Source organism: Azoarcus sp. DD4, assembly GCF_006496635.1.
GTDB lineage: Bacteria > Pseudomonadota > Gammaproteobacteria > Burkholderiales > Rhodocyclaceae > Azoarcus.
The window spans coordinates 3,972,948-3,997,066 of the sequence record NZ_CP022958.1; the positions used below are offsets into that span (position 1 = coordinate 3,972,948).

Annotated in this window: 24 protein-coding genes; 17 read left to right on the forward strand and 7 right to left on the reverse strand. The window is 68.2% G+C overall.

The annotated features are described in order from the left end of the window. Positions 1-290: 290 nt before the first annotated feature. From pedF to CJ010_RS18405, 4 genes are read left to right on the forward strand one after another with little or no spacing between them, the layout of a single operon-like run. Positions 291-728, forward strand: coding sequence for a cytochrome c-550 PedF (gene pedF / locus CJ010_RS18390; protein WP_141019396.1), 438 nt, complete (start codon positions 291-293; stop codon positions 726-728). Further along, positions 718-1,578, forward strand: a complete 861-nt coding sequence (locus CJ010_RS18395) for an ABC transporter substrate-binding protein (protein ID WP_141019397.1) — start codon at positions 718-720, stop codon at positions 1,576-1,578. Before pedF ends, CJ010_RS18395 begins: the two co-directional genes overlap by 11 nt. 11 nt (positions 1,579-1,589) lie before the next feature. After that, entirely contained in the window at positions 1,590-2,534 is a 945-nt protein-coding gene (locus CJ010_RS18400; RefSeq protein WP_141019398.1) for a beta-propeller fold lactonase family protein, read from the forward strand. Further along, positions 2,531-3,067, forward strand: a complete 537-nt coding sequence (locus CJ010_RS18405) for a cytochrome b (RefSeq protein WP_141019399.1) — start codon at positions 2,531-2,533, stop codon at positions 3,065-3,067. The genes CJ010_RS18400 and CJ010_RS18405 overlap by 4 nt, the downstream gene beginning before the upstream one ends. Before the next feature lie 78 nt (positions 3,068-3,145). Here the strand turns inward: CJ010_RS18405 and CJ010_RS18410 are convergent, their stop codons facing one another. The 3 genes from CJ010_RS18410 to adh all read right to left on the reverse strand — a co-directional run bounded on the left by CJ010_RS18410 (position 3,146) and on the right by adh (position 5,614). Next, complete coding sequence (locus CJ010_RS18410; RefSeq protein ID WP_141019400.1) at positions 3,146-3,469, reverse strand: c-type cytochrome; 324 nt, start codon at positions 3,467-3,469, stop codon at positions 3,146-3,148. A gap of 28 nt (positions 3,470-3,497) precedes the next feature. Next, the gene (locus CJ010_RS18415) at positions 3,498-3,866 is read right to left on the reverse strand and encodes a DUF779 domain-containing protein (protein ID WP_141019401.1); all 369 of its coding nucleotides are present in this window, start codon (positions 3,864-3,866) and stop codon (positions 3,498-3,500) included. Between the two features lie 227 nt (positions 3,867-4,093). Beyond that, the gene (adh, locus tag CJ010_RS18420) at positions 4,094-5,614 is read right to left on the reverse strand and encodes an aldehyde dehydrogenase (protein WP_141019402.1); all 1,521 of its coding nucleotides are present in this window, start codon (positions 5,612-5,614) and stop codon (positions 4,094-4,096) included. Between the two features lie 337 nt (positions 5,615-5,951). Between adh and CJ010_RS18425 the strand changes: the two genes are divergently transcribed. Both CJ010_RS18425 and CJ010_RS18430 read left to right on the forward strand, forming a co-directional pair. Further along, the gene (locus CJ010_RS18425) at positions 5,952-7,535 is read left to right on the forward strand and encodes a sigma-54-dependent Fis family transcriptional regulator (RefSeq protein ID WP_141019403.1); all 1,584 of its coding nucleotides are present in this window, start codon (positions 5,952-5,954) and stop codon (positions 7,533-7,535) included. Positions 7,536-7,966: 431 nt separating this feature from the next. Next, a complete protein-coding gene (locus CJ010_RS18430) occupies positions 7,967-8,278 on the forward strand; it encodes a hypothetical protein (RefSeq protein WP_141019404.1) in 312 nt (103 codons plus the stop codon). A 25-nt stretch (positions 8,279-8,303) separates the two neighbouring features. Here the strand turns inward: CJ010_RS18430 and CJ010_RS18435 are convergent, their stop codons facing one another. After that, positions 8,304-8,987 carry a cation transporter gene (locus tag CJ010_RS18435; protein ID WP_141019405.1) on the reverse strand — a complete coding sequence of 228 codons (684 nt, stop codon included), beginning with the start codon at positions 8,985-8,987 and terminating at the stop codon, positions 8,304-8,306. Between the two features lie 225 nt (positions 8,988-9,212). Between CJ010_RS18435 and CJ010_RS18440 the strand changes: the two genes are divergently transcribed. The 3 genes from CJ010_RS18440 to CJ010_RS18450 all read left to right on the forward strand — a co-directional run bounded on the left by CJ010_RS18440 (position 9,213) and on the right by CJ010_RS18450 (position 13,537). Further along, on the forward strand, positions 9,213-11,222 hold the full coding sequence (locus CJ010_RS18440; protein WP_141019406.1) for a DUF3274 domain-containing protein: 2,010 nt from the start codon (positions 9,213-9,215) through the stop codon (positions 11,220-11,222). 116 nt (positions 11,223-11,338) lie between these two features. Further along, positions 11,339-12,856: a DUF2875 family protein gene (locus CJ010_RS18445; RefSeq protein ID WP_168224983.1), complete on the forward strand. Its 1,518-nt coding sequence runs from the start codon at positions 11,339-11,341 to the stop codon at positions 12,854-12,856. Positions 12,857-12,919: 63 nt separating this feature from the next. Further along, positions 12,920-13,537, forward strand: a complete 618-nt coding sequence (locus CJ010_RS18450) for a class I SAM-dependent methyltransferase (RefSeq protein WP_141019408.1) — start codon at positions 12,920-12,922, stop codon at positions 13,535-13,537. Between the two features lie 33 nt (positions 13,538-13,570). Here CJ010_RS18450 and CJ010_RS18455 read toward each other — a convergent pair whose 3' ends face one another. Genes CJ010_RS18455 through CJ010_RS18465 form a run of 3 tightly spaced genes read right to left on the reverse strand, consistent with a single transcriptional unit; the run spans position 13,571 to position 16,148 of the window. Further along, positions 13,571-14,029: a DUF411 domain-containing protein gene (locus CJ010_RS18455; RefSeq protein ID WP_141019409.1), complete on the reverse strand. Its 459-nt coding sequence runs from the start codon at positions 14,027-14,029 to the stop codon at positions 13,571-13,573. Positions 14,030-14,073: 44 nt separating this feature from the next. After that, the gene (locus CJ010_RS18460; protein WP_141019410.1) at positions 14,074-15,471 is read right to left on the reverse strand and encodes a heavy metal sensor histidine kinase; all 1,398 of its coding nucleotides are present in this window, start codon (positions 15,469-15,471) and stop codon (positions 14,074-14,076) included. Next, positions 15,468-16,148, reverse strand: a complete 681-nt coding sequence (locus tag CJ010_RS18465; protein WP_141019411.1) for a heavy metal response regulator transcription factor — start codon at positions 16,146-16,148, stop codon at positions 15,468-15,470. The genes CJ010_RS18460 and CJ010_RS18465 overlap by 4 nt, the downstream gene beginning before the upstream one ends. A 188-nt stretch (positions 16,149-16,336) precedes the next feature. On the opposite strand from CJ010_RS18465, the gene CJ010_RS18470 reads away from it, so the two are divergent. The 8 genes from CJ010_RS18470 to CJ010_RS18505 all read left to right on the forward strand — a co-directional run bounded on the left by CJ010_RS18470 (position 16,337) and on the right by CJ010_RS18505 (position 24,118). Continuing rightward, positions 16,337-16,786 (forward strand): hypothetical protein, encoded by a 450-nt coding sequence (locus CJ010_RS18470; RefSeq protein ID WP_240794405.1) that lies wholly within the window; start codon positions 16,337-16,339, stop codon positions 16,784-16,786. A 61-nt stretch (positions 16,787-16,847) separates the two neighbouring features. After that, positions 16,848-17,141, forward strand: coding sequence for a hydrolase (locus CJ010_RS18475; protein WP_141019412.1), 294 nt, complete (start codon positions 16,848-16,850; stop codon positions 17,139-17,141). Continuing rightward, the gene (locus CJ010_RS18480) at positions 17,138-18,559 is read left to right on the forward strand and encodes a TolC family protein (RefSeq protein ID WP_141019413.1); all 1,422 of its coding nucleotides are present in this window, start codon (positions 17,138-17,140) and stop codon (positions 18,557-18,559) included. The genes CJ010_RS18475 and CJ010_RS18480 overlap by 4 nt, the downstream gene beginning before the upstream one ends. Positions 18,560-18,579: 20 nt before the next feature. Then, on the forward strand, positions 18,580-19,986 hold the full coding sequence (locus tag CJ010_RS18485; RefSeq protein WP_141019414.1) for a copper oxidase: 1,407 nt from the start codon (positions 18,580-18,582) through the stop codon (positions 19,984-19,986). A 70-nt stretch (positions 19,987-20,056) separates the two neighbouring features. Further along, complete coding sequence (locus CJ010_RS18490; RefSeq protein ID WP_141019415.1) at positions 20,057-20,557, forward strand: plastocyanin/azurin family copper-binding protein; 501 nt, start codon at positions 20,057-20,059, stop codon at positions 20,555-20,557. Between the two features lie 113 nt (positions 20,558-20,670). Beyond that, positions 20,671-21,018: a copper-binding protein gene (locus CJ010_RS18495; protein WP_141019416.1), complete on the forward strand. Its 348-nt coding sequence runs from the start codon at positions 20,671-20,673 to the stop codon at positions 21,016-21,018. A 236-nt stretch (positions 21,019-21,254) separates the two neighbouring features. Next, positions 21,255-22,535 carry a TolC family protein gene (locus tag CJ010_RS18500; protein WP_141019417.1) on the forward strand — a complete coding sequence of 427 codons (1,281 nt, stop codon included), beginning with the start codon at positions 21,255-21,257 and terminating at the stop codon, positions 22,533-22,535. Further along, positions 22,532-24,118 (forward strand): efflux RND transporter periplasmic adaptor subunit, encoded by a 1,587-nt coding sequence (locus CJ010_RS18505; RefSeq protein WP_141019418.1) that lies wholly within the window; start codon positions 22,532-22,534, stop codon positions 24,116-24,118. Before CJ010_RS18500 ends, CJ010_RS18505 begins: the two co-directional genes overlap by 4 nt. Position 24,119 lies beyond the last annotated feature (1 nt).

The following is a 24,119-nucleotide window of genomic DNA, read 5'->3' on the forward strand; positions in this document are numbered from 1 at the left end:
TCGCTTTTATTGTCTATTACGGGAGTGTCACAAAACTTAGCACCTGCCACGTTTCGCAGCAACCGGTCAAAACCGGGCTCACGACCACCATTCAGCAAGTTCCTTGCCAATTCGCGCCATTTTGACGACCCGCCCGGACCGCCGGACAGGAAGGCGGGACCGGCCCCGCCATCGGCTCCGGCAACAGTGGCACAGCCTTTGCAGAGGAGGGAGCAACCGGATCAAAAATCCCGGTGACGGCCCCAACGGCCATTCACATATCAGACACGAGCACAAAGGAAGTGGAAATCATGAAGACCAAGGAGACGATGACCCTCAAGCTGCGCAAGGCCATGCTGGCGGCCCTGTTGAGCGGAACCGCCGGCCTCGCCGGCGCCCACGGCGATGTCACGCCGCAGGCGGTCGACGTATCGACGCTGAAGGCGCTGGGCACCGAATGGCGGACCGCCAACCCGTATCGCGGTGAAAAAGAAGCGGTCCGCATAGGCGACTCCGCCTACAACCAGAACTGCGCCCGGTGCCACGGCCTCGGCGCCGTCTCCGGCGGCATCGCCCCCGACCTGCGCTTCCTGCCCAAGGGCGACGAAGGCGACGAGATCTTCCTGCAGCGCATCCGCAACGGTTCAACCCGTGGCGGCCGGGTTTACATGCCGCCGTTCGAAGGTATCCTGCCGCAGGAAGCGATGTGGGCGATCCGCGCCTGGCTGGAGACCGTACATGAAGATTGAACGACTGCGCATCCTTGCGCTCGCCTGCGGCCTGTTCTGCGCCGGCAGCCTCGCCGCCCATGCCGCCAGCGCCCAGACGGCGCCGGCCCTCGAAGTCCAGCAGGAAGGACGCTTGCGGATTGCCGTCTACGGCGACTTCCCGCCGTACTCCGCCAAGGGCAAGGGCATCGACGTCGCGCTCGGGCGCGAACTCGCCCGGCGCGTCGGACTCGAACCCGAAGTGGTGGAGTTCAAGGCCGACGAAGACATGAACGACGATCTGCGCAACATGGTATGGAAGGGCCATTACCTCGGCACCCGCCCTGCCGACGTCATGCTGCACGTACCAGTCGACGCACGCCTGGCCAAGGCCAACGAGCAGGTCCGCATCTTCGCGCCCTACCATCTCGAATCGCTCGCCGTGGTGCGCGATCCGAAGCGGGTGCCGCCGGTCACGGGCTCGGCGGCGAAGGCGCTCGAGGTGTTCACCCGCGAGAAGATCGGCGTGGAAACGGCATCGCTGGCCGACGACTTCCTGCTCGGCGTGCTGAGCGGCCGCCTGCGCAACAACGTCACCCACTTCCCCACGGTCGCAGCCGCGGTTGCCGCCATGCAGCGCGGCGAGATCTCCGCCGTAATGGCCTCGCGCGCCGAAGTCGAGGCCGCGCTCGATCGCCAGGACAAGCGCTTCGAGTTGTCGGGCGTGTCGATGCCGGAACTGCGCATCAAGGGTTGGTCGCTGGGCCTCGCGGTCAAGGCCGATCATGCCGCTCTCGCCGACGCGCTCTCGAACGCGATGATCGAGATCCAGCGCGACGGCACCCTGGAGAAGATCTTCGCCGAACACGGCGTCACCCACCAGACCCCATAAAGGAGACATTCATGCGCCACACCATGCTGGCGTGGCTGATCGGCGGGCTGCTCGTGCCCGCCGTCGGCTTTTGTGCGCCGCTCGCCTACGTCGCGAACGAGAAATCCGGAACGGTCAGCGTGATCGACACCGCCACCGACCAGGTGGTGCGTACGCTGCGCATCAGCCAGCGCCCTCGTGGCATCGCCATCGCCCCCGACGGCAAGCGCCTCTACCTCACCGACGAGCCCACCGCCGCGCTGGTGGTGGTCGACACCGCCAACGGGCAGCCGGTGGCCAGCTGGAAGGTGGGCGAATCGCCCGAGGGCGCCCATGTGTCGGACGATGGCAAGCTGGTTTCGGTCGCGGTCGAGGACGAGGACAAGGTCGCGCTGCTCGACACTGCCAGCGGCCAGATACTCGCCAAGATCGCCGTCAAGGGCGAAAACCCCGAGCATGCGGTATTCAGTCCCGACGGCCGCTGGCTTTACGCCAGCGCAGAGGATGCGGAGCAGGTGGACGTGATCGACGTCGCCAGCCGCCGCCAGGTCGCGCAGATCCCGGTCGGCAAGCGGCCACGCGGCATCGGCTTCACGCCAGACGGCAAGCGCGCCTACGTGGCCTGCGAACTCGCCAATACGGTGTACGCGATCGACGTCGCCAGCCAGAAGGTGATCGCCACCATTCCCGCCGGCAACTTCTCCAACGGCATCACCGTCACGCCGGACGGCAAGCGGGTATTCGTTTCCAATGGCCGTGACGGCACGGTGATGGCGATCGACACCGCCAGCAACACCATGATCGCCACCATCCCGGTCGGGCAGCGGCCGTGGAACATGGCCATCACGCCCGACGGCGCCAAGCTCTACGTCGCCAACGGCCGCTCCGGCACGGTCAGCGTGATCGACGCCGTGCAACTCAAGCGCATGGGCGAGGTGAGCGTGGGCGAACTGCCCTGGGGAGTGGCAATACGATGAGCGCGCCTCGTTACGACCGCGGCGCGATGGCCCTGCACTGGTTGCATGCGGTGCTGGTGCTGGGGCTGATCGCCTGGGGCCTTTACATGGTCGATCTGCCCAAGGGCCCGGAGCGCAGCTTCGCCATCGGCCTGCACAAGTCCTTCGGTGTCGTCGCACTGCTGTTGGTGGTGCTGCGGCTGTGGTGGCGGATGCGCCATCCGGCTCCGCCCGACCCCCGTCTGGGCGAAGTGGAGCGCAAGCTCGCCGCCGCCGGTCACCACCTGCTCTACCTGCTGCTGCTGGCAACGCCGCTGGCGGGCTATCTGTCGAGCAGCTTCACGCAGTACCCGATGAAGGTCTTCGGCCTGGTCATCCCCAAGGCCGGCTGGCCCGACGAAGCCATCAACGCCTTTTTCAACGGCGCCCACAAGCTGTTCGCCTGGAGCCTGCTCGCCCTGATCGTCATCCACCTCGCAGCGGTGCTCATGCATGCCATCAAGGGGAAGGCCGTACTCGGTCGCATGCTCCCGGGACGCGGCGCGGTGCGCTGATCAATACTGCTCCAGGCTGGCACAGATGCTCCATTTCTGAACACCTGTACCAACCTGGGCATCTCGGTAACATCCACTTCAGTTAGGCGCACCTGCGAGTATCCAGGCGATTACCGCCTTCAGGTCCGCATCGCTGATCTTGTCAGGGTCGTTCGGCATCATCGGGATCTGGCCCCACACCCCTGCACCGCCTTCCCGCACCTTCGCGAACAGCTTGGCGGGCGCATCGGCCTGGCCCTGATACTTGGCCGCGACATCGCGATAGGCCGGGCCGACCATTTTCTTGTCCACCGCGTGACAGGCCACGCAGCGCGCCTTCTTGGCCAGATCCAGCGAGGCCAGTGCGGGCTGCGCCAGGCTTGCACCGGCGCACAGGACGAGAACTGCGAGTACATTTTTCATGATCTTTCCTTACTGTTGGAGAACCGCGTCAAACCACGCCGGCCAAGGTCAATTCCAGCCACTCGGCGTCGGTGAACAAGCGCGAGCGGGTGAGAAAGCAACGGCCCTCGCCACCTTCGAGCGAGAACATGCCGCCCTGGCCTTCAACCACGTCGATGATCAACTGGGTGTGCTTCCAGTACTCGTACTGCTGCTTGCCGATGTAGAACGGACTCCCCGCGACCTCACCGAGCAGCACATCGCTGCTGCCGACCAGGAATTCGCCGCGCGGGTAGCACATCGGCGCGCTACCGTCGCAGCACCCCCCCGACTGGTGGAACATCACCGGACCGTGCTTGGCGATCAACAGTTCGATGAAGGCCTGCGCCTCGGGCGTCGCAATGACCCTGGAAACCATAATCCGCTCCTTTCCGGACGCCTCCCGCCAAAAAAAGCGGGCGGCCGGAGCCGCCCGTTAACTCATCCGCAAGCGGGCGAGGGAGAGAGGAGAACAGCAGATCAAACACACCACGATTGACGGCTGCCCCATGCAGGCACCAGCCGCCGCCTGTGCGTACTCCGTCCGCTACGCGGCCGCCCCGAAGGAGTACGCGAACCGCCGTGGGGCGGCATCGAAACGCAGGCTCAGAAGAAGCCCAGCGCCTTCGGGCTGTAGCTCACCAGCAGGTTCTTGGTCTGCTGGTAGTGGTCGAGCATCATCTTGTGGGTTTCGCGGCCGATACCGGACTGCTTGTAGCCACCGAAGGCGGCGTGCGCCGGGTAGAGGTGGTAGCAGTTGGTCCACACGCGGCCGGCCTTGATGTTGCGCCCCATGCGGTAGGCGGTGGAGCCGTCGCGCGACCACACGCCGGCGCCCAGGCCGTAGAGCGTGTCGTTGGCGATGGCGAGCGCCTCGGCCTCGTCCTTGAATGTGGTCACCGACAGCACCGGCCCGAAGATTTCCTCCTGGAAGATGCGCATCTTGTTGTGGCCTTTGAACACCGTCGGCTGGACGTAGTAGCCCTCGGCGATGTCGCCACCGAAGCGGGCCTCGCCGCCGCCGGTCAGCAGTTCCGCACCTTCTTCCTTGCCGAGGTCGATGTAGGACAGGATCTTCTTCATCTGCTCGGTGGAGGCCTGGGCGCCGATCATGGTCTCGGTATCGAGCGGGTTGCCCTGCTTGATCGCCTTGACGCGGGCCAGCGCGCGGTCCATGAAGCGGTCGTAGATGGACTCGTGGATCAGCGCGCGCGACGGGCAGGTGCACACTTCGCCCTGGTTGAGCGCGAACAGCACGAAGCCTTCCACCGCCTTGTCGAAAAACTCGTCGTCGGCGGCGCAGACGTCTTGGAAGAAGATGTTGGGCGATTTGCCGCCGAGTTCCAGCGTCACCGGGATGATGTTCTGCGACGCGGCCTGCATGATCAGGCGGCCGGTGGTGGTGGAGCCGGTGAAGGCGATCTTGGCGATGCGGCTGCTGGTGGCCAGCGGCACGCCCGCTTCGCGGCCGAGGCCATTGACGATGTTGAGCACGCCTTCGGGCAGCAGGTCGGCGATCAGCTCGGCGATCACCAGAATGCCGACCGGGGTCGATTCGGCGGGCTTGAGCACCACCACGTTGCCCGCGGCCAGCGCCGGCGCCAACTTCCACGCCGCCATCAGGATCGGGAAGTTCCACGGGATGATCTGGCCGACAACACCCAGCGGCTCGTGGAAGTGGTAGGCGACGGTGGTCTCGTCGAGTTCGGCGAGCGAGCCTTCCTGGGCGCGGATGCAACCGGCGAAGTAGCGGAAGTGATCGATGGCCAGCGGAATGTCGGCAGCCATGGTCTCGCGGATCGGCTTGCCGTTATCGACGGTCTCGGCGTAGGCGATCAGCTCGAGATTCTGTTCAAGGCGGTCGGCGATGCGGCACAGCACGTTGGCACGCTCGGCGGGCGGGGTGCGGCCCCACTTGTCGGCAGCGGCGTGAGCGGCGTCAAGCGCGAGGCTGATGTCTTCCTCGGTGGAACGCGCCACCTGGCAGAAGGGCTTGCCGGTGATCGGGGTGATGTTGTCCATGTACTGGCCGCGTACCGGCGCGACCCACTTGCCGCCGATGAAGTTGTCGTAGCGGTTCTTAAACTGGACCTTGGCGCCTGCCTTGCCGGGCAACTCGTATAGCATTCGTGTCTCCTTCGTCTGCGGTCTGCTGTAACGCGAACTTGCGTGCCAACCCTAGTGCAGTTCGCGTGCCAGCCCGGCCTGCGCAGCCGGCAGAATTGAGTTTTCTTATTTGTTTATAAGCACTTGAATAAAAAAAGGCTGGCCATCCGGCGTGCCGCGGTGTGCGCTGCACAAGTCGCGCTGCTCCAGTACACAACAGCTGTTCCACTATTGGGCATATGCCGTTGGCGACGACCGCAAGCCCGCCAAGCGCCGCACCAATACGCTGCAGGCGCAGCCCCGAAATACACGCGGCGAGCGCGATTCCTTTACGGCATGAGACTTGCTGGTATTGCGCATGAACTCCGGCTCCCTTCCCGCCAACCTGCCCGCGACGCTGCGCGCTTCGTGGCTGCGTAGTCACGAGCATGGGCTGGATCCGGGGCAGGCCCTGCCGGAGAGCGCGCTAGCGCGAACCGACCTGGCGGATCGTCTCGAAGCCAACGCGCGGCTGCTGACCTTCTCCCAGCCGGTGATCGAAAACCTCTACCGCCAGATCGACTGCCCGTCCTCGACCGTACTGCTGACCGACAAGCAGGGGCTCATCCTGAGCGCACTCGGCGACACCGGTTTTCTCGACCGCGCCGCCCGCGTTGCGCTCAGCCCTGGCGCTGAATGGAGCGAGGCCAGCATGGGCACCAACGCCATCGGCACGGCGTTGCAAACCGGCGAGATCGTCGCGGTACAGGGCAACGAGCACTTCCTGGAGCGCAACCGCTTCCTCACCTGCGTGGCGACACCCATTCTGTCGCCCACCGGCGGCATCGCTGGCATCCTCGATATTTCCACCGACGCACGGGCGGACCTCTCGCATGCCGACGCGCTGCTGCGGACCACGGCCGAACTGATCGAGCACCGTCTGATCGAAAGCCTGGACGACGGTTTTCTCACACTGCGCTTTCACCTGCGCGCCGATCTCATCGGCACGCCGTTCGAGGCGCTCGCGGTTTTCGACGAAGGCGGACGCCTGCTCGCCCTGAACCGCGCCGCCCGTGGTCTGCTCAAGCTCTATCGGGAGTACCCCGACTCATCCTGCGGCGAATGCTTTGCCACCGACTGGCGCCGCCTGGTCGACTGGGCAGCGCTCGGCCAACAGACGCCCTTTCCCTTGCGCACCGTTCAGGGCCGGACCTGCGTGGCACGCGCCACCCTGCGCGCACCGGCACCGCGCGCCCGGCCAGCCGCCACGACGCCGAAGCGGTCGCTGCTGGACACCATCAATCTCGGTGACCCGCGCATCGCCGCGGCACTGGCCACCCTGGCGCAATGGGCGCGCCAGTCCGGGCCGCTGCTGATCGAAGGCGAAACCGGCACCGGCAAGCGTCACCTGGTGCACGCCTACCATCACGATTACTGCGGCGACAGCGCATTCGTGAGCGTGGATTGCGCCGCGCTGGCCATGAGCCCCAACCTGCAGGACGAAACCGACCACGCCCTGCGGCAGGCCGAAGGCGGCGTCCTCTACCTGATCGATACCGATGCGCTGCCCCTGGCCGAACAGGTGCGCCTCTTCGCCGCCGCCTCGGCCTCCACCCGGCTGATCGCCGCGACCCGCAGCCCGCTCGACACCCTGATCCGCGAACAGCGTCTGTCGATGGACGCCTTCGCGGCTTGCGGCGGTCACAGCATCCTGCTTCCGCCCTTGCGCGAGCGCAGCGACTTCGACGCGCTGGTGCGCCGCTTCGTCCGCGACGCCTGCCCCGACCGCCCGGTCTATGTCTGTCCGGATGCGATCGCGCTGCTGCGCCGCCACCGCTGGCCCGGCAACCTGAGCGAACTGAACAACCGGCTACGCCTCATCCTCGCGCTGATGGGGGACGAAGCTGGGCAGCTCTGCCCCGAAGACATCCCGGAAGAACTGCTGGAACAGGCGGCCGGCTGAGCAGCGCTGACCTTACCGTCGCGCCGGAACGGCCCTTCCGCTCCCGCCCGGTCACACATGCTCACGGCCCCGGTCGGGCTGTCCATGGCGTGTATTTGCCAGTCAACGGCACACCCCGGGGCAGCAGGTGTATCGAATTCCGGCACGAGCGAGCACCCCAGGCCATCGCCAGCGCCGAGCACACACGCCAGGAACACGACGGTCGGCCAGCCGAGCAGGCCTGCTGCCGGCAAGCAGCCCCAGGGCAAGGCGAGCTCGGCGCCCTCCCGGCGCCCCTCCGGCGCGAAGCGCCACGACGAATACACCACCACACAATTCCTAACCCGGTAGAAACAGCCTTGTGGAAGCCCTGGCCTATCGTGTTGCCAGGGCAAACCGCGATCTGAAGATTCGGTGGCCAGCCCGTCATCCGATCAAACATGGAGACGACCATGATCAAGCGCATTTCCACCCTGCTCGCCACCATTCTGCTCGCTGCCGGCAGCACGACCGTACTGGCCCGTGGCGGCAATGACGGTGCCGCCACGGGCGGTTCGGCCAGCCAGGCACTGAGCGGCGGACAATCCGCCGGCCATCTCAGCACGCAGGGATCCACCAACACCAATGGACCAAACGCCGCCGAACGCGCAACCGGCATGGATCGCGCCACCAAGAGAATGAACGAAGCCGCCACCGACCATTCCCGGGCCGGCGATGCTCTGCTGAAGGACAAGGCATCGGCCGGGAAGGCAATGCCCAAGTAAGCCGGCTTCCGCCGGATCGGGCGGGTCAGCCCGACCGATCCGGCGGGGAAGTCGCCCCCAACGTCACCAGCACGGGCGACTCGGCGGGCGCAGCCCGCTGCGCAAGTTCATGCCGTGCGAGGCGGATCACCGCCAGGCCGGAAGACAGCGCCAGCCCCGCCATGACTCCGGCCACCACGATGTCCGGCCATCCCTGGCCGGTGCCGAAAACGCCCGCAGCGGCGAGGATTACCGCGATGTTGCCGATCGCATCGTTACGGCTGCACAACCACACCGACCGCATGTTGGCATCGCCTTCGCGGAAGGCATAGAGCATCAGCGCGACGCCGGCGTTGGCAAGCAGTGCCAGCAGCGCCACCGCCCCCATCGTCACCGGCTCGGGCGGCACGCCGCCGAAGGCCGCCCAGACTGACTTCCCCAGCACGAAAACACCGTAGCCCGCCATCGAAGCGCCCTTGACCAGGGCGGCGCGCGAACGCCACGCCAGACCCAGCGACAGCACCGCCAGCGAAATGCCGTAGTTGGCGGCATCCCCGGCGAAATCCACCGCGTCGGCCAGCAAGGACACCGAACCGACGTGCAGGCCGGCGACGAGCTCGACACCGAACATCAGCGCATTGATCACCAGCGCCACCCACAGCGCCCTGCGAAAACGCGGGCTGATCGAGGTCTGCGAAGCGCAACTCGAACCGCAACTGCAACCGGGCATGGTCCTTCTCCAGCAAGGTTTTTCCTCAATCTTACACAGCCCGCCGGCAAGCGCACATCAACAGCTTCACCCTGCATTGCGCACATCGACGGTCCACCTCGCCGGTCGCTCGGGCAGCCCCGCAACGGCACGGGCGGGCGCCCGATCTAATGACAACCGCAAAACTCATATTGCATAATCTCCACTCGAAGAATCCGGACATGGCGGTTCGCGCCGCCCGACACCATGGACAAGACCCAGCCGCGCGAAGTCGGCCGCGGCAGTGCGCCGCTGCTACCCAACCGCTACCGCGACCACCCCGTATGGGTGCCACGCGGACAGCCGGGGATCATCATCCTGGTACACGGCGTCAACGACGTCGGCACCAGTTATCACGCCTTCGACAACGGACTGTGCGCCGGGCTGAACGAACGACTCTCCCGCACCGACCTCTACCCGAACGACTACAACCTTCCGGTCGAGAACGAACCTGTCGTGCCCGACCCCGACAAGGTCTATTACCGCCTGCGCGACAACGCCGATACCCGTAGCCCGGTGATTCCCTTCTACTGGGGCTACCGGGCGGACAAGCTGGACATTGGCAAGGAGTTGGTCAACAACGAGGTCGTCGACATCCACGGCAACCGCCTCGACCGCGACTTCGCCAAGGGTGGCGGCATGTTCGCCAATGCCACCAGCAACATCCCCGACATGTTCGGCGGCAACTTCAGCAAGGACTTCTGGGTGCTGCTCGCCAATCTCGGCGCCGACGACGCCCATCCGCTCAATACCGCGCCCAACCGCAGCTACATGGCGCTCGCGGCCAAACGCCTGGCCGCCCTGATCGACACAATCCGGCTGGTCGATCCCGACGAGACCGTCACGGTGATCGGCCACAGCCAGGGCTGCCTGATCTCGCTGCTCGCCCAGGCCTGGACCGAACGCCCGGCCGACTGCCTCATCCTCAACCATCCGCCTTACGGCCTGCACGAACCCTGGATGGACCGGGTCTCACAAAGCGGCAGCGAACAGCAAACCACCCGCGCCCGGGTCGAAACCCTGGTCCGACTGGTGAACAAGGTGTGCCGCTCACCCCATCCCTCACCGCCGCTGGACAGCCTCAACAACAACATCTGCTCGACCGGCCGCGCCGGTCTGGAATGGTCGCCGGAGCAGGGGCGGCGGCCCCATCCGACCACCCTGGGCGAGCACATCGTCTTCGCCGAGCGCGACAACCGCGGCAAGGTCTACCTCTACTTCTGCTCCCACGACCTTACTGTCGGGCTGGCCAATGTTCAAGGCATCGGCACCTTCGGCGTGCCCGACACGCTGGCTTACCCCAACGGCGAAGCCGGAGAGGCCGAGCACCCGGTGCTCGACCGGCTCGGCCCGCGCTTTCTCCAGCGTGTGTGGACCTGGCGCCGGCGCGACGATGGCGCACCCCAGATCGGGCTGGCCTCACCCTATCGCCATACCCTGCGGCTGAAGGGCGAGCCCGCCTACGATACCGCCGGCTTCACCTTCGGCCGTAGCGGTGCCTGTCACGGCGATACGCGCAGGATCACCGGCGAGCCACTACTGCCGCCTTTCACGCCCGACCTGCACCACGACGAACTGGGCAACAGCAAGCCGGCCGATCCGCGCTACCGCGGCCGGATAGGCTACGACCCGATCGATGCCTCGGTCGCGGTCGCCAGCACCCGCCTGCGGCGCAAGCGCGAGAAGCGCCCCGACCTCCCGCACAGCGGCCCGCTCCCCACCCTGCGAGAGCTCGAGTTCGCCTACAACAACGGCAGGCCGGAAGGCGACCGGACCACCGTTCATGGGGTGCGCCGCGATGGATACGGCATCGTCGAAGTCGACCGTACCGAAACCCCTTTCGAAGCGCGCCAGCGCTACCAGGACGACACCAAGGGCATGGAAAACTCCTATCACTCATCCATCGTCGGCAACCCCGAACACCACCGCTGGGTCACCGCGATGGACGTGGCGGTCGGGCAGGCGAAATCGCTGGAGGACGACGACTGGCGGGCCTTGCTGTTAGCGATGGCGGACTGGCGAACACCGTTGTCCGAGAGAGAAAAAAGGAGGCTCGCGTGCTTCGAGCAGCTTCCTACCAAAACGAAGGACTTGATCGACGCAATCTGGCGCTACTACGACTTGGGCGAATTTCCGACTCATATCCTGAACGATCCATTGCCGGACGAGATCGTCAGCGAGACAAGGGCTGAGCGTGCAGCTGTCGGCCAAGCATGATGAGCTTTCAATTCAGGTCCAGTTCGCGCCCCCGCCTCATCCCTGCAGTCGCAGTCGTGCTCACCGCGACTACCGCATGGCTTTTACTCCTTGCAATCGCAGCAGAACACATCCCGATGATCTCCATCGAGTTCCCGACCATGGCCTCCAGACTGACAACGCTATTCGCTCCTCCACTGCTTGCCGCAACCACGGGCTTCTTCGTGCTCTGGGGGATGGCCAGCAATCGTACGGAAGCCGCCGAACAGCGACAGCACCAGACGGAGCAGGTACAGGCACAACACGAGATCGAGCACCAAGACCGCCACAGGCGCTTCACGTTGGAGATTCGGGGAGTGGGTCTGACCCTGCACCGCTTCCGTCAAGGTCGCCTCTGGGAAGCCATCGACAAGCGAAACGACGCCTTCCAGAGCCCCCTGTCCCAGAATCCGCAAGACTATGAATGGTCAGACAGGGGGCGCAGCCAGGATTACGACAAGCGCGAGGCTGACGCCTTCGAATCGACGCTCAACGGCTGGGTCGAGCGCTGGCCAATCCCGATCTTGGTGGCAGGTCCAGTCAGCCTGGATGCACCCGCCCTGCGCATCAATCGTGGCCGTCAAAACGGCGGCATGGCCATCCACCTGTTCACCGTGCTCGATCAACGCGAGGGAGACGGCAGCGATCAACTGATAGCCCAACTCTTCGATTTCTTCGACCGCCATCCGCAGCTACCCGCCGCCGTTCTTCTCAGCGGTGACAGTCAGGAACTGCGTGCAACGCGCATCAGAAACGGCCATTTCGTCCCCACCATCCCCGACTCCATCGTTGCCCTCCTCGTCACCCGCTCCGACCGGGTGGACCGCGACATCCGGCCCTATGTGGTCGATGTCCCCTACGACATCAACAAACTCGACACCCAGTACGACGTCATCCAGCTGTGGCACGACTACTGGAACGCAGATACGGCTTACCACAAATTGCCGGACAACCACACCACCATGCCGTGGCAGTTCTGGCACGAACACCAGCAGAAGCTCATCGCCCGCATCGACCCCGACGGCAGCCAGGGCCAGCTGCTTGCCTTCTGGAAGCGCAAAGCCGGCTTCAAGCCCAGCCCCTGGGTGCCGGTGCGCTGGACCGAATGGCAGCTCAGGCAGTATGACAACGCACCCTTGCTCGGCTACCTGCACCGCCCGGTTGAAGTACCGCTCGATGCGCCGACCGGCCCCCAGGGCGATCGCCACCGCGCCGCCGCCATGGCCGAAGCCTGGAAACAGGCGCTCGCCACGCTGCCCGAAGGCGCTGCGCCCCAGCGCCTCTTCTACGACACCGCCGGCGAAGGCCGCCGCCTGATTCCACTGGCCCTGGCGATGAGCGCCGAAGCCACCCCGAACCCGCTCGCCATCGACGATCCCGCCAACAGCTACGACCTCACCCGCCGCGTTGCCGACACCGGTGTGAGCTCACCCTTCGTGCAACTCGCGCTCGCGCTGATGCGCAGCTACCACCAGGGCGGCGCCAGCGCCACCATCAACCTGCGCGAGGACGCCCGCGCCAGCATCGTCATGGTCAGCCCGCCGAGCAATGCGCAGAAGACCGCCAATCCGCGCCAGCCCGACCCCTTCTTCAATCCCAACGCGCCCCGTTTCTGACCCCGCTACCCGGCACCCGCTCGAGGGCCTAGAATCGAAGCACGAAAGGCACGCGGAGGCGCGATGAACATCAGGACGCACTGGGACGAGGTCTATGCCACCAAGGCCGCACAGTCGGTGAGCTGGTACCAGCCGCATGCGGCGCTGTCGCTGGATCTGATCCGCCGCACCGGCGCCGGCCGTGATGCGGCCATCATCGACGTCGGCGGCGGTGCATCGACGCTGGTCGACGACCTGCTCGCCGACGGCTATCGCCACCTCTCGGTGCTCGACCTTTCGGCGGAAGCGCTCGCCATTGCCCGCCGGCGGCTGGGCGCGCCGGCCGACACCGTGCGCTGGATCGCGGGCGACGTCACCACCGTGCCGCTACCCACCTGCCATTTCGATGTCTGGCACGACCGCGCGGTGTTCCACTTCCTCACCGAGCCGGCGCAACGCCGCGCCTACGTACAGCAGGTGATGCGGGCGGTGAAGCCGGGCGGCCACGTGATCGTCGCCACCTTTGCGCCCGACGGCCCGCTGCAATGCAGCGGTCTGCCGGTGATGCGCTATTCGGCCGACAGCCTGCACGACGAGTTCGGCGCCGCCTTCCGCTTGCTGGAACACCGCGACGAGGAACACCTGACGCCCGCCGGCAAGGTCCAGCACTTCATCTACTGCCACTGCCTCAAACCGCATTGAGGGTGCTGCGGATCCCGCGCCAGGCGGTCCGCCTCAGTGACTGGCGAACACCGCACGCCTGCCCTCGCGGTCGAAGCTCACCACCTCGTAGCGGTCGGGCGGAAACGGCCCTTCCATGCCCGGCGAGCCCTGCGGCATGCCCGGCGCGGAGATGCCGACGATCTTGGGCTTGTCGGCCAGCATGCGCTTGACGTCCGCCGCCGGCACGTGACCCTCGACGATGTAGCCGCCCACCTTCGCGGTGTGGCAGGAACCGAGCGCCTGCGGCACGCCGGCCTCGCGCTTGACCTCGCCCATGCGCGGAGTGGCGATCTCCTTGACGCTGAAGCCGTGGCTGCGCATGTGCTCGGCCCACTTGCCGCAGCAGCCGCAGTTGGGGTCCTTGTACATGGTCACTTCCTCGCCGGCGGCGAAGGCCGGGGCGGCCAGCGCGGTCCCGCCGAGGACGGCGGCGAGCAGCAGGCGGCGAGCGGTGGAAAGGAGGTTCTTCATGATGGATGCTCCGGATTGAAGTCGGTGGAACGGCGATGCGGCGCTCAGGCCGCCGCCAGCGGCAGTTCGATGCGGAAGGTGGTGAGCCCGGCGGCCGACTCCACCGTGACCCGGCCGCCGTGGGCCTCGACGATGGAGCGGGTGATCGCCAGCCCCAGTCCGGCCCCTTCGCCGTGGCGCTCGCGTTCGCGGCTGGCGCGGTGGAAACGCTCGAAGATGCGTGACAGCTCGGCCGCCGGAATGGTTTCGCCCGGATTGCGCACCGCCAGCGTCGCGCAGTCGGCACCGGCCTCGATGGCGATCTCGACCGTGCCGCCGCGCGCCGTGTGGCGCAGCGCGTTGGACAGCAGGTTGGCGAGCGCGCGGCGCAGCATCAGACGGTCGCCGGTCACCTCCGCCGCGCCCCTCACCGTGATCGCCACGCCCTGCTCCTCGGCCAGCGCCTCATAGAACTCGGCCAGCGCCCGCGCCTCGTCCTGCAGCGCCACCGTTTCCTCCGGCCGCGGCAGGCGGCCATTTTCGGCCTGGGCGAGGAACAGCATGTCGCTCACCATGCGCGCGATGCGCTCGTACTCCTCCAGGTTGGAGGCCAGCACCTCGCGGTACTCGTCGGCCGAGCGCGCGCGCGACAGCGCCACCTCGGTCTGGGTCATCAGGTTGGAGACCGGCGTGCGCAGCTCGTGGGCGATGTCGGCGGAAAAGTCGGACAGGCGCCGGAAGGAGGATTCCAGCCGGTCGAGCATGCCGTTGAAGGCTTCGACCAGTTCGCGCACCTCGGCCGGCGCGTCGCCCTCGGCCAGGCGCTCGCCCAGGCGTTCGGCCGACAGCCGCTCGGCGGTGGCGGTCACCCGGCGCAGCGGCGCCAGCCCCTTGTGCGCCGCCAGCCAGCCGAGCAGCGCCGCCACCACTGCCGACAGCGAGATGCCCGCCCACAGCCGGTTGCGGACCTCGTCCAGGAAGTGGATGTGGTGCGAGACGTCGAGGCCGAGCAGCACCCGCAGCGCGCCATCGCCCATGCCGCCGCCCGCCGGCGGCACCAGGCTGGCCTCGCGGCCGATGTAGTGGCGCCCGTCCCGTGCCCAAACGCCGCCGGGCGGCAGCGGCACGCCTTCGATCTGCGCGGCGGCGAACTGCCCGGCGTGGAGGGCGTAGATCGCGCTGCCCTCGGCATCGCGCAGCAGCACCGCCACCGCGTCGTGGCCGACGAAAGCCTCGTCCAGTCGCTGCGGCAGGGCTTCGACGTCCTGCGGGGTGTCGGCGCGCCGCACCAGGTTCTCGATCAGGCGCAGCTTGCCGGCGATCTCGTGTTCGTCGAGCTCGCGGAAATGCCCTTCCACCGCCCGCCCCATGACGAGGCCGACGACGATCAGCAGGCTGGCCGTCAGCGCGGCGAACAGCAGCGCCAGCCGTGCGGTGAGCGAAAGCGGCATGCTGCGCTTCATGCCGGCTCCGGCGCCTCCAGCACATAGCCCATGCCGCGCACGGTGCGGATCAGCTTGGGCTCGAAGGCTTCATCCACCTTGGCGCGCAGGCGCCGCACCGCCACCTCGATCACATTGGTGTCGCTGTCGAAATTCATGTCCCACACCTGCGAGGCGATCAGCGAACGCGGCAGCACCTCGCCCTGGCGGCGCAACAGCAGCTCGAGCAGGGCGAACTCCTTGGCGGTGAGGTCGATGCGATGGCCGCCGCGCATCACCCGCCGGCGCAGCAGGTCGAGCTCGAGATCGGCCGCACGCAGCACCTCGGGCTCCTTGCTCTTGCCCCGCCGCAGCAGGGTGCGCACCCGGGCGAGCAGCTCGGAGAAGGCGAAGGGCTTGACCAGGTAGTCGTCGGCGCCCAGCTCCAGCCCGCGCACCCGGTCTTCCACCTGGTCGCGTGCGGTCAGGAACAGCACCGGCATCTGGTGGCCCGCGCGGCGCAGGGTCTGCAGCACGCCCCAGCCGTCGAGCGAGGGCAGCATCACGTCCAGCACGATCAGGTCGTGCTCGCCGCCGAGCGCGAGGTGCAGGCCGTCCAGCCCGTCGCGGGCGAGGTCGACGACGAAACCCGCCTCGGCCAGGCCCTGGCGCAGGTAGTCGCCGGTCTTGGGCTCGTCCTCGACGATCAGGATCTTCACGGTGATTCACTCTCGAAATTCGCGTTGCGGCCCCATTGTGCCTGCCGCCGCCGACGCCGCGACCAAGATTACAAAGATGTAATCCGCGGGTCAGCCTGGCGACTGCGAGGCGCCCGCATCATGACAGCGTGTCCCGGTGTTCGATGCCGAAGAACAATGCCCGCCCCCGGACGGAAAGGAGATCGATCATGAAATCCCTGCGCATGTTGCCCATGGCCCTCGCGCTCGCCGCCACGGTGGCCGCATCGGCCGCACTGGCGGTGCCGCCCGCTGCGCCGGCCAGCGGCGAATGGCCGCCGGCTGCCAGTCTGCCCGCACTGCAGGTGCGCATGCAGGCGATCCGTGCCGAGAAGGACCCCGAGCGCCGCATGGCGCTGATGGAAGAGCAGCTGAAGGCCTTCGAAGCCTACGGCCAGGGCATGCCGCAATGCCCGATGGCCGGCGGCCCGGGCGCGGGCCCCATGGGTCCGGGCGCCGGCCGCGGCGGACCGCCGATGATGATGGACGGCAGCGTCACCCCCGAGATGATGCGCGAGCACATGCAGATGATGCAGCGGCACATGGGCATGATGAACCGCATGATGAAGATGCCCATGATGATGCAGCCGCCCGCCACCCCGGCAGGGCCGGCTAAGTGAGCGGACCACGGCCGGCGCCCGGGCGCCGGCCGCATCACAACCCAAAACAGATCACGCCCCGATGAGAGCAACCGCCTGCCGCATCGGCAGCCTCGCCGCCGTGCTGCTCGGCTTGGCCGTGCCGGCCCGGGCCGCCGACGCGCCGCCCGCCACCGCGCCACAGCCGCCGCAAACCGCGGCGCCGACCGCCGCCGCGCCCGAGACGCCGCCGCCCTTCCGCTCCACGCTGTCCGACTACCGCGCCTACCGCGCCGACGAACCGCTGCGCGACTGGCGCGAGGTCAACGACGAGGTCGGCGGCCTGCGCGGCCACGGCGGCCATCTGCAGCCCCAACCGGCGGAGACCGCACGATGACGCCCCGCCTCCGCCTGCCCGCCGCGCTCGCGGCGGCGCTGCTGCTCGCCGGCTGCGCCAGTACCGCCATCGACGACAACTACCGCGCCTTGACCGACTACGGCGGCGCCCGGCTCGGCAGCGAGCCGCGCTGGCTGCGCAGCGACGCCGAACGCGAGGCGATGACGCAGGAGGTCGACCGTACGCTCGCCGCCGGTCCGCTCGCCGCCGACGACGCGGTGCGCATCGCGCTCGGCTACAGCCCCGACTTCCAGATCGTGCTCGCCGAAGCGGCCACCGCCTCGGCTGACGCCACCGCCTCGGCGCGCATGCCCAACCCGGTGTTCAGCTTCGAGAAGCTGGTGCGCCGCCACGACGGCGACACCGAACTCGACATCGGCCGCTCGCTCGGCATCTCGCTGCTCGACCTGCTGCTGCTGCCCGCCCGGCTGGAGCGCGCCGAACTGCGCCAGCAGCAGACCCGGCTGCAGGCCTCGACCGCGCTGGTCGAACGCGTCGCCGCGGTGCGCCAGGCATGGACGCAGGCGGTGGCCGCGCAGCAGATCGCCGCCGCCTGGGGCCAGCTCACCACCGCCTCGACCGCGGGCGCCGAACTCGCGCAGCGCATGCGGGCGGTGGGCAACTTCAGCCAGTTGCAGGCGGCGCGCGAACAGTCGCTGCATGCCGACGCCGTCGCCGGCGGCATCCGCGCCCGCCAGGCCGCGACCGGCGCGCGCGAGGCGCTAGTGCGCCTGCTCGGCCTGTCGCCGCAACAGGCGGCGGCGCTGCGGCTGCCGGCGCGCCTGCCCGAGCTGCCTGCCACGCCGCTGGATGAAGCCGGCGTCGGCCGCAGCCTGGTCGAGGACCGGCTCGACATCCGTCTGGCGCGCGCCGACCTCGACCGCACGGCAAAGGATCTCGGCCTCACCCGCGTCACCAGCATCGTCAACGGCCTGCATGTGGCCGGCGTGAACAACAGCGAAACCGGCGAAGCGCCGCAGCGCGGCTTCGAGATCGAACTGCCGCTGCCGCTGTTCGACTTCGGCGACGCCAGCCGGGCCGGTGCCGAGGCACGCTACCTCGCCGCCTTCAACCGCAGCCTGCAGGTGGCGCGCAACGCCAGTTCGCAGCTGCGCGCCAGCTACGAGGGCTACCGCAACGCCCACGACCTCGCCCGCCACTACCGCGACGAGATCGTGCCGCTGCGCAGCCGGATCGCCGAGGAGAGCGTGCTCCAGTACAACGGCATGCTGATCGGCGTGTTCGAGCTGCTCGCCGACAGCCGCAGCCGCGCCGCCGGCGTGATCGCCGCGCTCGAGGCCGAACGCGACTTCTGGCTCGCCGATGCCGCGCTGCGCGCCGCCATGCTCGGCACGCCGATCGCCCCGCTCGCGCTGCAGGCCAGCGCCGCCCCCGCCGCCGATGGCGGCGGTCATTGATAGCCGGAGTCCGTCCCCCGATGAGCCAAGATCCCAAACCCGACCGCCGCCGCTTTCTCGCCGGTGCCGGCCTCGCCGGCCTGGGCGTGGCCGCCGCCGGCGTCAGCCGGGTGGCGTTGGCCGCCCTGCCCGAACCCGCCATCCAGACCAGCGCCGCCACCGCGCCGCCACTGCAGCCGAAGAGCGGCCGCCCCTACAACCCGGTCGTCACCCTCAACGGCTGGACGGCGCCCTGGCGCATGAACCAAGGCGTGAAGGAATTCCACCTCGTCGCCGAGCCGGTGGAGCGCGAGATCGCGCCCGGCATGGTCGCCCGCCTGTGGGGCTACAACGGCCAGTCGCCCGGCCCCACCATCGAGGTGGTGGAAGGCGACCGGGTGCGCATCTTCGTCACCAACCGGCTGCCCGAGCACACCACCATCCACTGGCACGGCCAGCGCCTGCCCAACGGCATGGACGGCGTCGGCGGCCTCACCCAGCCGCAGATTCCGCCCGGCAAGACCTTCGTCTATGAGTTCGTCGCGCGCCGTCCCGGCACCTTCATGTACCACCCGCATGCCGACGAGATGACGCAGATGGCGATGGGCATGATGGGCTTCTGGGTCACCCACCCGCGCGAACCGCATCCGCACATCGCCGCGGTGGATCGCGACTTCTGCTTCCTGCTCAACGCCTTCGACATCGAGCCGGGCAGCTACGTCCCCAAGGTGAACACCATGCTGGACTTCAACCTGTGGACCTGGAACAGCCGCGCCTTTCCCGGCATCGATACGCTCAACGTGCGCAAGGGCGACCGCGTGCGGGTGCGCATCGGCAACCTGACGATGACCAACCACCCCATCCACATCCACGGTCACGAGTTCGAGGTCACCGGCACCGACGGCGGCCCGACACGGCCGGAGTCGCGCTGGCCGGAGGTCACCACCGACATCGCCGTCGGCCAGATGCGCCAGATCGAGTTCATCGCCGATGAAGAAGGCGACTGGGCGATGCACTGCCACAAGTCGCACCACACCATGAACGCGATGGGCCACGACGTGCCGACGATGATAGGCGTGGACCACCGCGGCCTGGTCGAGCAGATCCAGCAGGTAGTGCCGGACTACATGGTGATGGGCGAGCGCGGCATGGCCGACATGGGCGAGATGGAGATGCCGCTGCCCGACAACACCTTGCCGATGATGACCGGCCAGGGCCCCTTCGGCGCGATCGAGATGGGCGGCATGTTCACCACGCTGAAGGTGAGGCGCGGGCAGAAGCCGGGCGACTATTCCGATCCGGGCTGGTTCAAGCATCCTCCGGGCACGGTGGCGCGGGAGTGGACCGGCGCTGTGCCGGCACCGGAACGCCACAAGGCGGCGGGTGCGCCGTCGGCGCCGGCGGTGGAGATGACGGTGCGCAAGCCGGGCAGTCATCAGGGCCACTGAGCGGCGGTCGCGCCGCGTTGTCGAAGATGCACGCGGGCGCGAATGCCGCCCGACAGCGATGGAGCTTGCCATGAAGAATCGTCGTCGTTTTCTCGCCGCCGGGCTGGCGGCCGGGTTGTTTGCCCTGCAGCGCGGAGCCCTCGCCCACGGCGACAAGCCGCATGCCGGGGCGAAGCCGGCCGCGGTGGCGAAGGAGCAACAGGAATGGGGCATTGCCGGTGAGGAGAAGGCGGTGAGCCGCACGATTCCGATCGTGATGACGGACGAGATGCGTTTCGTGCCGGACCGCATCGCGGTGAAGCTGGGCGAGACCGTCCGTTTCACTCACCAGAACCGCGGCCAGGTGATGCACGAGATGGTGATCGGCACGCCCGCCGCGCTCGCCGAGCATGCCGCGCTGATGGAGCGCTTTCCCGAGATGGAGCACGAAGAGCCGTGGATGGCGCATGTGGCGCCGGGCGGCAGCGGCGAGATCGTGTGGCATTTCAACCGCACCGGCGACTTCGAGTTCGCCTGCCTGATCCCCGGCCACTACCAGGCGGGGATGAAGGGCACGCTGGTGGTGAAGTGAGCCGGATCAAGGCAGCCGGCGCCAGTCTGACAAGAATGTAATCTGCGGGTCAGCCTGCGGTCGGGCTGATCCCGTCATACTCCGACCCTAGCGATATCACCGAAGGATGCATCATGAAGTTTGCGATTTCCCTTGCTGCGCTCGCCGCCACCCTGGCCCTGGGCACCGCTCCGGCGCAGGCCGCCAACGAGCATGACGCGCACCACGCCGCCGAGCCCACAGCGGCCGCTGCAACCGATGCCTATGCCGAAGGCACGGTGAAGAAGGTGGACAAGGCGGCCGGCAAGCTCACCATCAGCCACGGCCCGCTCGCCAGGCTGGACATGCCGCCGATGACCATGGTGTTCCGCGCGAGCGATCCGGCGATGCTGGACAAGGTCAAGGCGGGCGACAAGATCCGCTTCGTGGCGGATCGGGTAGGCGGGGTGTTTACGGTGACGGCGCTGGAAGTGGCGCAGTAGTCTCGCCGGGCGTGATCACGCCTACGGAGGATGTGGTCGCGACTCACAGCCCGGTTTGAACCGTCTGCGGGTTTCTTGAGACGCCGCGCGGGAACGTGCTCCGCGGACAGCGGAACTCGCTCGCTCTGCTCGCTCAGACCGTCCTCGCCCGCTCCGCAAACCCCCGCACGTCGTCCCGGGCGGTGGTTCGATACGGCAGCAAGAAACCTTCAAGAAGAAATGCCGGAGTCACGATCATGAAGTACCGATTCGAGGGGATCGTGGGCAGAGGGGTTATCGCCCTCCTGCTGGCATTGGCCGGCAGCGGCCCTGCTTTCGCCGACGCCCCCGCCCTCGGCGCCTCCATCCCCGGCCTGCTCGAACACGCCCGGCTCAACAACCCCGCCTTCGCCGCCGAACGCGCCGAGGCCGAGGCCGCGCGCGAGCGCATCGGTTCGGCGGGTGCGCTGCCCGACCCGAGCTTCCAGGTGGAACTGATGGACTTCACCAACCGCATGAGCGGCGGCAAGACCACGCTGGTGCCGGGCCAGGTCGGCGAGACGCGCTACCGGGTGATCCAGCCGCTGCCCGCCTGGGGCAAGCGCGAGCTCGACAGCCGCGCCGCCGAGGCGCGGGCGCAGAAGGCGGATTCCGCACGCGACGCGGCCTGGGTGGCGCTCGCCGCCGACATCAAGATGGCCTGGCTGCGCTACTACGCCGCCGACCGCGAGGCCCGGCTCAACCGCGACGCGCTGGCGCTGCTGCAGGGCCTGGAAGAGACCACGCTCAGCCGCTACAAGCTCGGCCTGCTGCCCCAGCAGGCGGTGCTGCGTGCCCAGCGCGAGATCACCACCCAGCGGCTGGCGCAGGTAGCGGTGGAGCAGAAACGCAGCGGCGCCGCCGCGGCCCTGAACGCGCTGCTGTCGCGGCCGGCGACAGAGGCGCTGGCCGCGCCGCTCGACCCCGCGCCCCTGCCGGAAACCCCGCAGTTCGCCGCGCTGCTGGAGCGCGTGCGCGCCGCCAACCCGGAACTGGCGGCGGAAGCCTCCGGCGCCGACGTCGCCCGCGTAGAGCGCGACCGCACCCTGCGCGACCGCTACCCGGACTGGAGCGTCGGCCTCACCAACAACCGGCCGCGCGACGGCGAGAACTCCTGGGATCTGATGGTAGAGGTGATGATCCCGCTGCAGCAGTCCGCCCGCCGCGCGCGCGAACGCGAGGCCGAACACATGGTGACCGCCGCCGACATGCGCCGCAGCGCCGCCGAGCAACGCCTGCAGGGCGAACTCGGCCGCAGCTACGCCGCCTACGCCGCCAGCCGCGAAACGCTGCGCCTGCTCACCGGCAGCCTGCGGCCACAGGCCGAGGCCACCCGCGACGCCACCCGCAGCGCCTTCGCCAACGGCCGCGTCGATTTCGACAGCGTGATCGAGGCCGAGCGCCAGTTGATCGACATCCGCATGCGCGCGCTGGAAACCGAGGTCGAAACCCGTTCCGCGCTCGCCGAACTGGAAAAACTCGCAGGAGAGATGCAGTGAAGCCCGCAGCGCAACTTTCCCTCGCCGCGCTTGCGGTGGCGCTGGCGCTCGGCGCCGGCTACTGGGCCGGCAGCCGCAACGCCGGTCACCCCGCCGCCGCGCCCGCCAGCGATGGCGCAGCGCCGGCCGCCGCCGGCGAGCGCAAGCCGCTCTATTACCGCAACCCGATGGGCCTGCCCGACACCTCGCCGGTGCCCAAGAAGGATTCGATGGGCATGGACTACATCCCGGTCTATGCCGACGACACGCCCGACGACGCCGGCGTGGTCCGCGTCAGCCCGGCGCGGGTGCAGTTGCTGGGCGTCAAGACCGCACTCGCCGAAGAACGCGTGCTCGATGCCGGGCTGCGCGTGGTCGGCCGCATCGAACTCGACGAGCGTTCGGTGGTGGCGGTAGCGCCACGCTTCGAAGGCTGGATCGAGCGCCTGCACGTCAGCGCGGTCGGTGACCCGGTACGCCGTGGCCAGCCGCTGTTCACCGTCTACAGCCCGGAGCTGCAGTCGGCCGGCGAGGAATTGCGTATCGCCGAACAGCTGCAGCGCGACGCCGCCGCCACCGATCCGGCCGCCGCAGCCTCCGCCGCCCGGCTGGCCCAGGCCACCCGCGAACGGTTGAAGAATTGGGAGATCACCGCCCCCGCCCCGGCCCTGCGGGCCGAGTCGCCCCCCGAGGGGGCTGCCGCAGCGACCAAAGCGCCCGCGCGGCACACCTTCCACGCCCCCGCCGACGGCATCGTGCTCGAGAAGAACGCGGTGCAGGGTGCGCGTTTCATGCCCGGCGAGGCGATCTACCGCATCGCCGACCTGTCGCGGGTGTGGGTGATCGCCGAGGTCTACGAGCAGGACCTTGCCCGCGTCGCGGTCGGCCAGCCGGCTGGCGTCAGCCTCGACGCCTTCCCCGGCCGCCGCTTCGATGCGCGGGTGGCCTACGTTTATCCGACGCTCAACGCCGCCACCCGCAGCACGCCGGTCCGCCTCGAACTCGACAACCGCGAACGCCTGCTGCGACCGGGCATGTTCGCCCATGTCGAACTCGCCGCCGGCCCCGCCGCGCCGCGGGTGACGGTGCCCGCCTCGGCGGTGATCGACGACGGCCACCGCCAGGTGGTGCTGATCGCGCTAGCCGAAGGCCGCTACAAACCGCAGCCGGTGAAGCTGGGCGCGCGCGGCCAGGATTTCGTCGAGGTGAGCGAAGGCCTGAAGGCCGGCGAGCGGGTGGTGGTGTCGGCCAACTTCCTGATCGACTCCGAGAGCCAGCTGAAGGCCGCACTTTCCAACCTGACCGAAGCCACGGCCGACGCCACGCAGCCGGCGGCCGCCCAGGACTTCGAAGCCACCGGCACGCTGGACGGCATCGACCTGGCGATGAACTCGATCACCGTCAGCCACGGCCCCATCCCGGCGCTGCAGTGGCCTGAGATGACGATGGATTTCGGTATCGCCTCGGCGGAGGTGGTGGCCGGGGTGGCGCCGGGGACGGCGATCCGCTTCCGCTTCGAACAGCGGGCGCCGGGCGAATTCGTGGTCACGAAGATCGAGCCGACGGCGCGGGCTGCGGACCACGCCGGCCACGGGAAACCCTGAC

Coding starts and splice junctions, on each gene's coding strand:
- pedF (WP_141019396.1), top strand. CDS start 291: ATGAAGACCAAGGAGACGATGACCCTCAAGCTGCGCAAGGCCATGCTG.
- CJ010_RS18395 (WP_141019397.1), top strand. CDS start 718: ATGAAGATTGAACGACTGCGCATCCTTGCGCTCGCCTGCGGCCTGTTC.
- CJ010_RS18400 (WP_141019398.1), top strand. CDS start 1,590: ATGCGCCACACCATGCTGGCGTGGCTGATCGGCGGGCTGCTCGTGCCC.
- CJ010_RS18405 (WP_141019399.1), top strand. CDS start 2,531: ATGAGCGCGCCTCGTTACGACCGCGGCGCGATGGCCCTGCACTGGTTG.
- CJ010_RS18410 (WP_141019400.1), bottom strand. CDS start 3,469: ATGAAAAATGTACTCGCAGTTCTCGTCCTGTGCGCCGGTGCAAGCCTG.
- CJ010_RS18415 (WP_141019401.1), bottom strand. CDS start 3,866: ATGGTTTCCAGGGTCATTGCGACGCCCGAGGCGCAGGCCTTCATCGAA.
- adh (WP_141019402.1), bottom strand. CDS start 5,614: ATGCTATACGAGTTGCCCGGCAAGGCAGGCGCCAAGGTCCAGTTTAAG.
- CJ010_RS18425 (WP_141019403.1), top strand. CDS start 5,952: ATGAACTCCGGCTCCCTTCCCGCCAACCTGCCCGCGACGCTGCGCGCT.
- CJ010_RS18430 (WP_141019404.1), top strand. CDS start 7,967: ATGATCAAGCGCATTTCCACCCTGCTCGCCACCATTCTGCTCGCTGCC.
- CJ010_RS18435 (WP_141019405.1), bottom strand. CDS start 8,987: ATGCCCGGTTGCAGTTGCGGTTCGAGTTGCGCTTCGCAGACCTCGATC.
- CJ010_RS18440 (WP_141019406.1), top strand. CDS start 9,213: ATGGACAAGACCCAGCCGCGCGAAGTCGGCCGCGGCAGTGCGCCGCTG.
- CJ010_RS18445 (WP_168224983.1), top strand. CDS start 11,339: ATGATCTCCATCGAGTTCCCGACCATGGCCTCCAGACTGACAACGCTA.
- CJ010_RS18450 (WP_141019408.1), top strand. CDS start 12,920: ATGAACATCAGGACGCACTGGGACGAGGTCTATGCCACCAAGGCCGCA.
- CJ010_RS18455 (WP_141019409.1), bottom strand. CDS start 14,029: ATGAAGAACCTCCTTTCCACCGCTCGCCGCCTGCTGCTCGCCGCCGTC.
- CJ010_RS18460 (WP_141019410.1), bottom strand. CDS start 15,471: ATGAAGCGCAGCATGCCGCTTTCGCTCACCGCACGGCTGGCGCTGCTG.
- CJ010_RS18470 (WP_240794405.1), top strand. CDS start 16,337: ATGAAATCCCTGCGCATGTTGCCCATGGCCCTCGCGCTCGCCGCCACG.
- CJ010_RS18475 (WP_141019412.1), top strand. CDS start 16,848: ATGAGAGCAACCGCCTGCCGCATCGGCAGCCTCGCCGCCGTGCTGCTC.
- CJ010_RS18480 (WP_141019413.1), top strand. CDS start 17,138: ATGACGCCCCGCCTCCGCCTGCCCGCCGCGCTCGCGGCGGCGCTGCTG.
- CJ010_RS18485 (WP_141019414.1), top strand. CDS start 18,580: ATGAGCCAAGATCCCAAACCCGACCGCCGCCGCTTTCTCGCCGGTGCC.
- CJ010_RS18490 (WP_141019415.1), top strand. CDS start 20,057: ATGAAGAATCGTCGTCGTTTTCTCGCCGCCGGGCTGGCGGCCGGGTTG.
- CJ010_RS18495 (WP_141019416.1), top strand. CDS start 20,671: ATGAAGTTTGCGATTTCCCTTGCTGCGCTCGCCGCCACCCTGGCCCTG.
- CJ010_RS18500 (WP_141019417.1), top strand. CDS start 21,255: ATGAAGTACCGATTCGAGGGGATCGTGGGCAGAGGGGTTATCGCCCTC.